Source organism: Xanthomonas sp. DAR 34887 (genome assembly GCF_041245805.1).
GTDB lineage: Bacteria > Pseudomonadota > Gammaproteobacteria > Xanthomonadales > Xanthomonadaceae > Xanthomonas_A > Xanthomonas_A tesorieronis.
In genome coordinates this window covers 5,204,667-5,219,021 of the sequence record NZ_CP162490.1, presented here as the reverse complement: position 1 = coordinate 5,219,021, position 14,355 = coordinate 5,204,667, and the positions used below count along the sequence as shown (strand labels likewise).

Here is a 14,355-nt window from a genome sequence, read left to right as displayed (position 1 = left end):
GCGCCTCTGGCGCGACGAGAGAGAAATGGCGATGGACAAGGATTCCGCTGGCGTGCGCACCACGATGGCCGAGCGCTTCAAGCGCGGCGTGGCGATGCTGCTGTGCTGCACCGTCACCTGGACCTCGCTGCCGCTCTACGCGCAAGTCGTGCCGGTCGCCAATCCAGGCGGGCAACAGCCCGGCCAGCAAGCGGCGGCCAACGGCGTACCGGTGGTCGACATCGTCGCCCCGAACGCACGCGGCGTCTCGCACAACCGTTATTCGCGCTTCGACGTCGGCGCCAACGGCCTGATCCTCAACAACAGCGCCAACATTTCCAAGACCGAGCTCGGCGGCTACATCGCCGGCAACGACAACCTGAAGAACAGCGGTGCGGCCACGCTGATCCTCAACGAAGTCACCTCCAGCGCCAGCCGCCTGCAGGGTTACACCGAGATCGCCGGAGCCAAGGCGCAGCTGGTGATCGCCAACCCGAACGGCATCAGCTGCGATGGCTGTGGCTTCCTCAACGCGGCGCGGGTCACCCTGGCCACCGGCACGCCGCAACTCGGCAGCGACGGCGCATTGAACGGTTTCGGCATCACCGGCGGCGTGCTGAGCATCGGCAGCAACGGCCTGGACGCGTACAACGTCGATCGCCTGGATCTGCTGTCGCGGCAGCTCAGCGTGGACGGCTCGGTGTGGGCCAAGGATCTGCTCGCCAGCACCGGTGCGCAGCGCATCGGCTACGACGGCATGCTGTTGGAGCTGCTGCCCGGCAACGATGGCGCGGCGCCGTCGATCGGCATCGACGTGGCCTACCTCGGCGGCATGTACGCCGACCGCATCCGCCTGATCGCCACCGAAGCCGGCGTCGGCGTGGTCAGCCGCGGCACCCTGGCCGCGCAGAGCGGCAGCCTGCAGATCGACAGCGCCGGCCAGCTCAGCCTGAGCGGGACCACGGTCGCCCGCGACGACGTGGACCTGCGCGCCGCAGGCGCGTTGACCCAGCAGGGCACGCTCGGTTCGCAGCAGGCCAACGTGCAGCTGCGCGCCGCGCAGCTGAGCCTGAGCGGCGACACCGTCGCCAGCGGCCTGCTCGACGCGCGCGCCAGCGGCAGCATCGTCCACAGCGGGCGCAGCAGCGCCGGCGCGATCAGCCTGCTCGGCTCCGAACTCGACGCCGGCGGCACGCTGTACAGCGGCGGCGCGTTGAGCCTGGACGCAAGCGGCACCCTGCGCAACAGCGGCGTGGCCTACGCCGGCGCCACGATGGCCCTACATGCCGGCGGCAGCTGGCTGCAGAGCGCCGGAACGCTGCAGAGCGGCGGCGCGATGAGCGTGCAGGCGATGCGGATCGACGCCGCCGGCACGCTCGATGCCGGTGCCGGCCTGGGCTTGCACAGCGACGGCGACATGCGCCTGTCTGGGCTGGTCCAGTCCTGGCAGGACGCCGCGCTGCAGGCCGGCGGCCGTCTCGACAATGCCGGCCAGCTCAGCGCCGCCGGCCATGTGGATATCGCCGCGACGGCGATCGGCAACAGCGCCAACGGCGTGCTGTCCGCCAGCGGCGACGTGGCCCTGGCGACCGCCGGTACGCTGGAAAACGCCGGCACCGTGTACGCCGGACGCGATCTGCGGATCGACGCAGCCGCATTCGCCAATGACGGCAGCAGCTATGCCGGCCGCAACGCGGATATCGCCAGCAGCGGCGCCATCCAAAGTCGCGGCAGCCTGGTCGCCGGCGACGCGCTGAGCGTGGACGCGGCGCAGTTCGCCAGCAGCGGCGAACTCGGCAGTCAGCGCGGCGGCACCAGCCTGCGCAGTCGCGGCGATCTCGCGCTCGACGGCGCCGTGGCAGCGAAGGGGGTGCTGACGGTGCAGGCCGCGGGCGAGCTGCACCAGTCCGGCACGCTCAGCGCGTCCAGCGCGCAGCTACAAGGCGCTGGCGACGCGCTGCTGGACGGTACGCTGAAGACCGACGGCGCACTGCAGCTGAGCGCCGACGGGCAACTGCGCAGCTCCGCCACGATCGCCACGGGCGGCGACGCCGATTTGCGTGCGCAAGGCACGCTGCTGCAAGCCGGGCAGATCCAGTCCGGCGGCGCGCTGCACTTGCAAGGCGCGGACATCGACCAGTCCGGCGTGCTCGACGCGGGCACCACGCTGTCCCTGCGCAGCGACAACGCGTTGCGCCTGGCCGGCACGATGCAGGCGCGCGGCGACGTGGCGCTGGACAGCGCTACCTCGCTGCAGAACCAGGCGCAGGTGGTGGCCGGCGGCAATCTGGCGGTGGCCGCGGACAGCGTGGACAACGCCGGCGGCGCGACCTTGTCGGCCAGCGGCGATGCGACGATCGCCAGTGCTTCCGCGCTGCGCAATGCTGGCAGCCTGCATGCCGATGGCGCCTTGCGCCTGAGCGCCGGCAGCTTCGCCCAGGCCGAGACAGGCAAGGCCTACGGCGGCGCAAGTCTCGACCTCGCCGCCACCGACGCGGTGGATAACCGCGGCGCGCTGGTCGGCGGCGGCGACGTGCGCATCAGCGCCGGCAGCATCGCCAGCAACGGCCAGCTCGGCAGCCAGCGCGGCCAGCTCACGCTCGACAGCCGCGGCGATCTGAACCTGGACGGCGTCGTGGTCGCGGCCGGTGCGTTGCGCGCCACCGCGCTCGGCGATCTGCGGCAGAACGGCAGCGTGCAGGCGCAATCGACACAGCTGCAGGCGGGCCGCAACCTGACCGTGGCCGGCTCGCTGCGCAGCGCGACGACGCTGCAATTGCAGGCGCAGCGCGCGCTGAGCGTTGACGGCCAGGCCGTTGCCGGCGGCGATCTGGATATGCGCGGCGCCAGCGTCGCGCTCGGCCAGGATGCCGTGGTGCAGACCGCCACGGCGCTGCAGGTGGACGCCGGCACGCTCGACAGCCGTGGCGCGCTGGATGCGGGCACGGATCTGAACCTGCGCAGCAGCGGCGCCCTCTCTCTGTCGGGCATCGCCCAGGGCGGGCGCGATGTCGCGCTGCAGGCGGAGCAGACCTTGGACAACCAGGCCCGCGTCTTCGCCGGCCGCGATCTGACCCTGAGCGCGGCCAGTGCGACCAACCAAGCGCAGGGCGAACTCTCGGCGCAGGCGGCGCTCGACGCCCACGTGCAAGGCGCACTCGACAACGCCGGCACACTGGAGGCAGGAAAGGCGCTGCGCCTGAGCGCAGGCAGCCTGCAGCAGAGCGGCCGTGCCTACGCCGGCGACACGCTGACCGTGCAGGTCGATGGCGTACTCGACAACCGCGGCGACCTGATCGCCAAGCGCGACGTGCGCCTGCAAGCCGGCAGCGTCGCCAGCAGCGGCCAGCTCGGCAGCCAGGAGGGGCAGCTGCTGGTCGATAGCCGCGGCGACGTACAGCTCGACGGCACCCAGATCGCCGCGACCGCGCTGCGCGTGCAGGCAGCCGGCGATCTGCAACAGCGCGGCACCACCAAGGCGCAGTCGCTGCAGTTGGGCGCCGGGCGCGACCTGAGCGTCGCCGGTGCGCTGCAAAGCGAAGCGGATCTGCAACTGCAGGCGCAGCGCGCGCTGAGCCTGGATGGTCAGGCCGTGGCCAGCGGCGCTGCGCAACTGAGCGCGGCGAGCATCGCCACCGGCGGCAACGCCGTGTTGCAGAGCGCTGCGGCGATCACCGTCGACGGCGCGACGATCGACAGCCGCGGCGCACTCGATGCCGGCACCGATCTGAGCCTGCGCAGCCAGGGCCAATTGACCTTGGCCGGCATCGCCCAAGGCGGTGGCGATGTGGTGCTGGACGCAGGCGCTGCGTTGGACAACAGCGCCCAGGTCGTCGCCGGTCGCGATCTGCATGTGAGCGCTGCCAGTGCGGTCAACCGCGCCGCCGGCACGCTGGCGGCGGACACGCTCGATCTGCGCGTCGCCGGCCTGCTCGACAACGCCGGCCGCCTGCGCGGCCAGAAGTCCCTTCTGCTGCAGGCCGGCAGCTTCCAGCACCGCGGCGAGCTGTATGCGGGCCAGGCGCTGGATCTGCACAGCGCCGGCGCGCTGGACAACCGCGGCACGCTGATCGCCGGCGGCGACCTGCGCCTCGACGCCGGCAGTCTCAGCAACAGCGGCCAGCTCGGCAGCGAAACCGGCCAGGTGACGCTGAGCAGCCAGGGCGACATGCAGCTGGGCGGCAGCGTGATCGCCGCGCAGGCGCTGAGCGCCAACGCGCTGGGCGATCTGCAGGTGGACGGTGCGCTCAAGGCGCAGTCGGCCACGCTCGCCGCCGGCCGCGACCTGAGCGTCGCCGGTGGCGCGCAGACCGCCGCCGCGCTGGAGCTGCAGGCGCAGCGCGCGCTGCGCGTCGACGGCCAGGCATTGGCCGGTGGCAATCTGCGCCTGCGCGGCGGCAGCATCGCCACGGGTACGGCCGCCGTCCTGCAAGGCGCGGCCGCCGTGACCTTGCAAGGCGGCGCCATCGACAGCCGCGGAACGCTCGATGCCGGCACCGATCTGACCTTGCGCAGCGACGGCGCGCTGGCGCTGGCCGGTGTGGCACAGGCCAAGCGCGACATCGCGCTCGATGCTGGTGCAGCGCTGAGCAATGCCGGTCTGGTCGTGGCCGGCCACGACCTGAGCGTTGCCGCGCAAAGCATCGACAACGCCGCCAGCGGCACGCTGGCCGCGCAGGGCGCACTGCAATTGTCCACCCCGGGAATCTTCGGCAACGCCGGCAACCTGCAGGCCGGCCAGGCCATGACGCTGGACGTGGGCACGCTGCAACACAGCGGCCAGGCCTACGCCGGCGATCGCCTGACGCTGCGCGCCAACGGTGCGGTGGACAACCAGGGCGACCTGATCGCCAACCATGACCTGCAGGTGGACGCCGCCAGCATCGCCAGCAGCGGCCAGCTCGGCAGCGAGAGCGGCCAGGTCGCGCTGACCAGCCAGGGCGACTTGCGCCTGGGCGGCACCGTCGCCGCGGCCACGCAACTGAAGGCGCAGGCGCAAGGCGATCTGGCGCAGTCGGGCACCCTCAGCGCGCAGGCGCTGGACCTGCACGCCGGGCGCGATATCGCGATGGCCGGTTCGGTCATGGCCGCACAGTCGCTGCAGGTCCAGGCGCAGCGCGACCTGCACGTGGACGGGCAAACCAATGCCGGCCAGGTCGTGTCGTTGAGCGCGGGCGCGGCATTGCGCACCGGCAGCCAAGCCGTACTGCACAGCGCCGGCGCGATCGCGCTGACCGGCGCGCGCATCGACAGCCAGGGCACGCTGGATGCCGGCACCACGCTGGCGCTGAGCAGCAGCGGCGCTCTCGCGCTCGCCGGCATCGCCCAGGCCGCGACGACGTTGAACGTGAATGCCGGCGGTGCACTGAGCAATGCCGCGCAGGTCGTGGCCGGCACCGATCTGACGCTGACCGCGGCCAGCGTCGACAACGCCACCAATAGCCTGCTCGCCGCGCAGGGCGATGCGACCCTGACCGTCAGTGGTGCACTGAACAACACCGGCGCGCTGCGTGCGCGCCAGCGCCTGCAGTTGGACGTCGGTTCGCTGCAGCAGACCGGGCAGAGCTATGGCCTGCAGCGCCTGGGCCTGACCGCCAGCGGCGCCGTCGACAATCGCGGCGACCTGATCGCCGGCAGCGCGCTGCGCGTGGAAGCGGCCAGCGTCGCCAGCAGCGGCCAGCTCGGCAGCGAAAGCGGCGACGTCGCACTGATCAGCCGGGGCGACCTGAGTCTGAGCGGCACCCTGGCCGCGGCGGGTGCGTTCAGTGCGCAAGCCGGCGGCGCGCTGTCGCAGAGCGGCGCGCTCAGCGCCGCCACCACGTTGCAACTGCAGTCGCACGGCGACCTGACCGTGGCCGGCACGCTATCGGCCACCCAGCTCGCGCTGACCAGCGACGCCGCACTGCTCCAGCGCGGCACCGTCAACGGCAGCGACATCGCCTTGCAGGCGCAACGCATCGACAACGCCGGGCAGACCCTGTCCAGCGGCAACCTGAGCCTGCGCGCAGGCGACATCGCCATCGGCGGCGTCGCCGCGGCCGGTGTGCGCAGCGACGGCAGTCTCGGCGGCAGCGGTGCGCTGGACCTGCACGCCGACCGCACCCTGAGCGCCAGCGGCAAACTGATCGCCGCCGGCAATCTCACCGCGCAGGCCACCCAACTCGACCTGGCCGGCAGCACCACCCGCGTTGGCGGCGACGCCAGCCTGACCGCGAGCAACGGGCTGGATCATCGCGGCGCCGATCTGCTCGCTGGCGGCCTGCTGACCGTGCGCGCCGGCGGCAGCGTCGACAACGGCACGCTCAACGGCGTCGGCGGACAAATGCAGGCCGCGCGCCTGGATCTGGGCGCAGCGTCGTTGAGCAACAACGGCGGCACGCTGGTGCAGAGCGGCACCGGGCAGACCCGCATCGCCCTCACCGGCGCGCTCGACAATAGCAACGGCAAGCTGGCCACCAACGGCCAGGACCTGAACCTCAGCGCCGCGTCCTTGAACAACGCCCAGGGCCGCATCGAACACGCCGGCAACGGCACGGCCACGCTGAACATCGGCGGCACCGTCGCCAATGCCGGCGGCCGCATCCTCAGCCAGGGCCAGCTGCAACTCGGCGCCAATGCCGGCATCGACAACCAGAACGGTGCGATCGCCGCTGCCGGCGACGCCTCGTTGACCGCGACCAGCCTGAGCAATGTCGGCGGCAGCGTGTCGGCACGCGGCCTCAATGCCCAGCTCGGCGGCGCACTCGACAACCGCAGCGGCGTACTGCAGGCCGCCGGTGGCACCCTGACCGTGCGCGCCGACAGTCTCGACAACCGCAGCGGCACGCTGCAGGCCGTCGCTAGTGGTGGGATCGGCGGCGATCTGCGCGCCGACATCGCGCACACCTTGAACAACGATAGCGGCCTGCTCGGTGCCAGCACCGACGCCACCGTCGGCGCGGAAAACGTCAGCAACAGCGCCGGTACTGTCCAGGCCGGACGCGACCTGGCGCTGGCCGCGCGCGGCCAGCTCGACAACCACCAGGGCGGGCGCATCGGCAGCGGCCGCGATCTCAACGTCGCGGTCACCGGCGCGCTGCTCAACAGCGGCGGCCAGCTCGACAGCGGCAACGCGATGACCGTCTCCGGCGGCCGCATCGACAACAGCCAGGGCAGCATCGCCAACAACGGCGGCGGCCTGACCCAGCTCAGCACCGGCGGCGAACTGCGCAACGCCGGCGGCAGCCTGGGCGGACGCGGCAGCGTCGTGCTCGATGCCGCCAGCGTGGTCAACAGCGACGGCCAGCTGGTCGCCGGTGGCGATCTCGTCGCCAACACCAACGCGTTCGACAACCAGCGCGGCAACATCTACGCGGGCAATACGTTCCTGCTGCAGCGCGCCGGCGCCACGCTCGATAACCGCGGCGGCACGATCAAGGCCGAGCAGGCGGTGCGTCTGTCCCTGCAGAGCCTGAGCAACAGCGGCGGCCGCATCGGTGCCGGCAGCAGCGTCGGCGGTGCCGGCGACGTGGTCATCGATACCGTCGGCTTCGACGGCGCCGGCAACATCCTCGCGCAGAACCTGCTCGACCTGACCGTGCGTGGCGACTACACCCACACGGCCGGCGCCGACATCACCAGCAACGGCGACTTCCGCCTCAACGTCGGCGGCAACCTGGCCAACGCCTCCGCGCTGAAGGCCGGGCGCAGCCTGAGCGTGACCGCCAACAACATCAGCAACCGCGCCGGCGCGACGATGCAGTCGGGCAATACCCAGTTGAATGCCGGCGGGACGATCGACAACGCCGGCGACATTTCCGCCAGCAACACCCTGCAGCTCACCTCCGGCAGCATCACCAATACCGGCAGCCTGGTCGGCGGCAACGTGCTGGTGGACACCGGCACCCTGGTCAACGGCGCCGACCTGGGCAGCGCCACCGACAACGCGGCCTACGGCTCGGCGTTGATCGGCGCCACCAACGGCATGACCCTGGTGGTCCGTGACCAGTTGCTCAACCGCGACGCCAGAATCTTCAGCCTCGGCAACATCGCCATCGGCGGCGCGCGCGACGGCAGCGGCACGCTCACCGCGCGCACCGGCGTGGTCAACAACCTGTCCGGCAGCATCGAGGCCGATGGCAGCATCCTGATTGCGGCCAATCAGCTCAATAACCGGCGGCGGACGATCACCACCGCCACCTCGCAAGTGTCGGCCGACGAGCGCGCTGCTGCGAACCAGACGATGCCGGAGCAAGAGCTTCGCAACGATCCGGAGCCGGCCAATTATCACGGCCACAATCTCGGCGTTTTCCGCACCTTCGACGCACAGCAAAAGGAAAGAGTGACCAGCGCCAGCGCCGAAGGCCGCATCGCGGCGGGCGGGAACATCGCATTGTCCGGCAGCGTCACCAACACTGCCTCGACGATCGCAGCGGCAGGCGCGCTGTGGATCAACCAGCGCGGTGTCTCTGGCTTGGCCGACGACATGATCGGAGGCAACGAGAACGTGCTCAATCAGGCGCTCGCGCTGAACCAGCGGTTCAACTACACCGACAAGGAATACACGGCCGGCGTACGTCAAGGCGGCTGCACGCCTCCTCCAGGGAAAATGGCGTGTAGTGCCGAGGACGCGGAAGAACAGTCCAGTGGCGGCAACATCGGTGGGACGGCGGTATCCGTCGTCGGCTCCGGCACCACGGATAGTGCCTATATCGCCCTAGCCGCCAACATGACCGGCGGCCAAGGCGTGTCGATAAACGGAGCCACCATCAGCAACGGCGCCGTCGGCAGCGACGGCCGCAGCATCGGCGGCGCCGCGTTCAACGCCAGCCAAGGTACGGCACTGAACCGCCGCAGTGCGCAAAGTGCCAGCGGCGTCGGCAATAAAGCCGTGCAGGCGCAGACCGCCACGGCTGCAGGCGGCGCAACGGTCAACAACCGCACCGTTAGTGCCAGCATCGGCCCGATCCGCATCGCCGACGGTGAGGCCGCGCTGGTGAAAAGTGCCGAGACATCCGCGGTCGATGTTCAGGCGCAAGGCGTAGAGGCAACGCTTGCCGGTAGCGGCGATGCCACGCGCAGTCAGATTCAAACCGGTGGCGCGCAGGCAGTGCTGGCCGGCAGCAACGTCGCCGGCCAGCGCCAGCAGATCGATCCCGGCACCGGCACCGTGCCGCAGGTGGTTGGCGGCATCGGCGCCCCGCTGGGCAACATCACCCTGCCGATCGGCGGTCTGTATCGGCTGGTCGGCACCACCGGCGCCAGCGTCAGCGCGCTAGGCCGCGCCGCCAACGGCCTGGGCGGCGTCAACGCCAACCTCAACGCCGGCCCCGGTCGCCGCTACCTGATCGAGACCGATCCGCGCTTCGTCGATTACGACAACTTCATCAGCAGCGACTATCTGCTCGACAAGCTCGGCGTGGATCCGCAGTGGACCCAGACCCGGCTGGGCGACGGCTTCTACGAACAGCGCCTGGTGCTGGACCAGATCACCCAGCTGACCGGCCGTCGCTACCTGGGCAACTACGACGATGGCGTGGCGCAGTACCGTGCGCTGCTGGACGGCGGCGTGGCCGAGGCTGGTGCGCTGCACCTGGATGTTGGCGTTGCATTGACCGCCGAACAGGTCGCCGCGCTGACCCACGACATCGTGTGGATGGTCGAACAGGAGTACCAGGGCCAGAAGGTGCTGGTGCCGGTGGTCTACCTGTCGTCCAGCACGGCGCTGACCCTACGCAGCGACGGCGCCTTGCTTGCCAGCGACAACGGCGACGTCTCCCTCAACGCTACCGCAGGCCTGAACAACAGCGGCACGATCAGCGGTGTCAACGTCAGCGCCACCGCCGGCACCCTGCTCAACCAGGGCCGTATCGCCGCCACCGGCACGGTGGCCTTGCAGGCGCAGCAGGACCTGCTCAACCTCGGCGGCCAAATCGTCGGCCGCGACGTGCTGCTGAGCGCCGGCCACGACCTGCTCAGCAGCACCAGCGGCGGCGCGCTGAACACGGGCTCCGGCATCAGTGCGGACCGCAATCTCCTGATCAGTGCCGGCCACGACCTGACCCTTACCGGCGCCACCGTGCAGGCCGGAAACAGCGCCGCGCTGCAGGCCGGCAACAACCTGGTGCTGCAGCCGACGGCAAGCTCGCAAGAGCGCGGTTTCATCCGTGACGGCGCGGCAACCACGATCGCCACCGGCAACGACCTGTCGCTGCTCGCCGGCAACGATCTGCAACTGCACGGCGTAGCGATCACCGCTCGCGGCGACGCCGCACTGCAGGCCGGTCACGACCTGTCGCTGACCCCGGTCACGGATGCCAAAGGCAAAGCCACGGTGCGCACCAGCATCGTCACCGACGGCAGCCTGCAACTGGCGGCCGGCAACGACATCACCATTCGCCAGGCCGAAGTGAAGGCCGGCGGCGACCTGATCGCCGCGGCAGGACACGACCTCAACGTCGAGTCGGTACTGGGCGAGAGCACCACGACCACCGATCACACCCGCCAGGGCAAGACCAAGGTCACCACGACCACCACCACCCAGGACCTGGACCGGCAAGCGCTCACCGCCGGCGGCAACCTGATCCTCAGCGCCGGCAACGACGTCAACCTGGTCGCGGCCAAGCTCGACGCGGGCAAGGGCCTGGCGGTGGTCGCCGGCAACGACATCAACAGCACCACGCTGACCACGGTGGACAGCAGCGACACGCTGGAAACGCGCAAGCGCTTCAAGCAGACCACCAGTACCACCGACGAAACCGTCCACGGCACCGAGTTCACGGCAGGCAGTGACATCGCCCTGCAGGCCGGCCACGACGTGGATCTCACCGCGGCCAAGGTCTACACCGACACCGGCAGCGTGTCCGTGGCCGCCGGCAACGACGTCAACCTGCTCGCCGTGCAGGAGCAGCACGATGCCGAACAGGACATGCAGAAGAAGAAAAAGGGCTTCCTGTCCAGCAAGACCACGACCACGCATGACGAGTGGCACGACAGCACCGCAGTGGTCACCACGCTCAGCGGCGACAGCGTGCAGCTTGCCGCCGGCAACGACCTGCTGTCGCAAGGCGCGCAGGTTGCAGCGACGAACGATGTGGTGATTGCCGCTGGCAACAACCTGACCCTGGAGACCGCGCAGAACGAGCACAGCGAAGAACACGACAAGAAGGTCAAGAAGACCGGCCTGTACAGCGGCGGCGGCTTCAGCGTGACGCTGGGCGCCAGCAAGAAGACCGACACGCTCGACGCCACCGAAATCACCAACAGCGGCAGCCTGGTCGGCAGCACCGACGGCTCGGTGACGATGACCGCCGGCAACGCGGTGTCGATCACCGGCAGCGACGTGCTGAGCAAGACCGGCACGGCCATCGTCGGCAAGGAAGTGACGATCGCCGCGGCCGAGAACCGCGTGGACACGGTGCAGACGTCCAAACAGCAGAGTGCGGGTCTTACGCTGGGGCTGACCGGTGCAGCGGTCGAGGCAGTCCAAGCGGCGTACAACGCGACCAAACGCGGATCGGAAGTAGAAGACGACCGCCTCAAGGCGCTCTATGCGGCCAAGACCGCATACGCCGTCAGCGATGCAATAAGCGCCTACCAAGCACCGCCGACCAGCAGTGGCCAGGACGCCGTCAGCTTGAAGATCGCCCTCGGTGCCAGCAGCGCGTCCAGCAAGACGACCATGCACGAGGAAACCACCGGTGGTAGCCGCATCCTCAGCGACGGCAAGGTCACCATCGCCGCTACTGACGGCGACCTCGATGTGATCGGCAGCGAGATCAACGGCCAGAACGTCACGCTAGCGGCGGCCAACAATCTCAACCTGCTGAGCAACGAGGAAACCAGTACCAGCAAATCGGAGAACAAGAACGGCGGCGGCGAGATCGGTGTGAGCGTCGGCACCACCACCGGCTTCTACCTGAGCGCCTATGCCGGCAAGGGTAGCACCAAGGGCAACAGCGAGTTGCACACCGAAAGCGTCGTGACGGCCAAGGACACGCTGACCTTGGCCAGCGGCAACGACACCACGATCAAGGGTGCACAGGCGATCGGCGACACGGTGCTGGCCAAGGTTGGCGGGGACCTGCTGATCCAGAGCGAGCAGGACACCAACGACTACAAGAGCAAGCAGCAGCAGGCCGGCGTCACGTTGGTCTATGGGTTCAGCGGCAGCAGCGCCAGCTACAGCCAGCAGAAAGTCAACAGCAACTACACCAGCGTCAAGGAGCAGAGCGGCATCCAGGCCGGCAACGGTGGGTTCGACATCGAGGTCGGCGGCGACACGCACCTGATCGGTGGCGCCATCGCCAGCACGGCGGATGCATGGCTGAATCGCCTGTCTACCGACAGCCTGACCGTGGAGGATCTGAAGAACCAAGCCGATTACAAGAGCAGCGGCATAGCCGTGGGCGCAGGCACCAACAGCACCGCACTCAGCGTTGGCGCACGCACCGCACTGAGCCTGCTGGGCAACAGTGATGACAATAGCAGTAGCACTACCAAGAGCGACATTGCCGCCGGCACGGTGGAAGTACGTAATGGCGATACCGCAGCGCTGTCGGGCTTGGATCGCAATGCCACCGAATTGCAGCAGTCCGGTCTGAAAGAGATCTTCGACGATAAGAAGTTGGCAGAGCAGAAGGAATTGGCTGCGATTGCCAGCGAGGTCGGGTTCCGAGTGGCGGGCGATGTTGCGTCCGTGATGCAGCGCAAGGCACAGCAGGACTTGCTAGATGCCACGGACGAAGAGTCTAGGAAAGCAGCGCAGGTGCGTCTCGAATCGTGGAGTGACGGGGGGGCGAACAAGATACTGCTCCATGGCCTGGCGGGCGCCGCCATTGCCGCACTGGGCGGTGAAAGCGCGCTGCAAGGAGCCGCCGCCGCCGCTGGCGCTGAGGCAGCCAAGAGCGCGATGTCGGACTATCTGGTCGCCCACGGAGTGACGGACAAGGAGACCTACAACGTCCTAATGGAGCTTGGCAGCGCGGCGATCGGCGGCGTGTTGGGCGGGCAAGAAGGAGCAAACACGGCGCTGGCGGGCGATCAATTCAATCGGCAGTTGCACCCGGACGAGGTCACATGGATTCGCCAGAATGCCCCGACATTTGCGTTGCAGGAAGGAATCAGCGAAGAGGAAGCGACGCGTCGCCTAACGGTGGAGGCGGCTGCGCGAGTCGACGCAAAAATCAACGGGCTTATTGGCAACACCAACGTTGATGAGAGTGCACTGAGTTTCCTCAACACCAATACCAACCATTACTCCTGGGGCCAAGCGTTCAAGGCGACGGATGCCGAATACAACGACTTCCACTTGTATGGAAACGAGCTGGCTTCTAGTCCAGACAGTTTCCTCACTGTCTATAACAGTCTTTATCAGGCCGGCGTTCGTAAGGATACGTTGCAGGAGTACTACAACTCCGAGTTACTGACGTTTGCGCAGACACAGATAGGGTCGTCTGGTCGAGGGGTGCTAGCGGTTCCAGCCGCAGGGCTTGTGATTGGTGGTGGGACTGCGGTCGCCGTAGTGGCGACTCCCGTTGTGGTCACCGCGTGTCTCAGCAACCCCATCGCGTGCAACGGGGTGGGGATTGGTGCAATAGATATTGCTGCTGCTGATGTAATGGGCGGGCATGGCGTCGGTGGTGCCGCGGGTACTGCAGAGAGAAAGGCTGCGCAGGTTATTGAAGACGCCGTCGAAAAAACCGCACTTAAAACAGCGGTGGCTTCAAGTTCCGGAGGATTTAAGGTTGGCATAAATGCGGACGAAATCGCATCCATAAACTCGTCTTTTGGTGGCACAATATCTTTTCGAGAAGTTGATACGGTCTTGGCGAATTCCTCGAATTATGATGGATTTTATAACAAAGTAGGGTCTATAATTAGGGACATTGCTGGCGGGCATCTATTTGACAATGGGAATAAGAGAACTGCTGTTGAGGTTGCGGAGCAGTTGATCGTCAGAAACGGAGTCGATGGTCCTCCGCAGGAAGTAATATGGAGTGTGGTTGACAAGGTTGCTACGGGTGAGTTGACGAAAGTCGAAGACATTGCGAAAGCGTTAAGAGGGCTGAAATGATTTCTGATCGTGAGCGTGCCAATAAATATTCCGAGTATTTAGGGTTGCTGCCAATTGACGAGCTGGCTATTGATGACTTCCTTTGGGTGATGAAGTCAATTTCCTTGAAATACAAAGGATTTTTTATTATAAAAATTGATGGCGAGAGAGGCGACAGGCAGTATACCTTCGTCTTAAATTTAATCGAAGCAAAAAATATTTCTTTAAGAAAAGATGTGGAAAATATGCTGGAAGGAATTGAATTTATATTTTCACAGCTAGAAGATAGAAGAATAAATATTTAGCATTTAGATGGGCGAGCTTAGAGCGTGTTACGAACTTGG

2 protein-coding genes are annotated in these 14,355 nt (G+C 67.4%); both read left to right on the top strand.

All coding sequences use genetic code 11. The features are described from left to right. The first annotated feature begins 31 nt into the window (after positions 1-31). Positions 32-14,032 (top strand): hemagglutinin repeat-containing protein, encoded by a 14,001-nt coding sequence (locus AB3X08_RS22095; protein ID WP_369935200.1) that lies wholly within the window; start codon positions 32-34, stop codon positions 14,030-14,032. Beyond that, positions 14,029-14,316, top strand: a complete 288-nt coding sequence (locus AB3X08_RS22090) for a hypothetical protein (RefSeq protein WP_369935199.1) — start codon at positions 14,029-14,031, stop codon at positions 14,314-14,316. The genes AB3X08_RS22095 and AB3X08_RS22090 overlap by 4 nt, the downstream gene beginning before the upstream one ends. Positions 14,317-14,355: the final 39 nt, after the last annotated feature.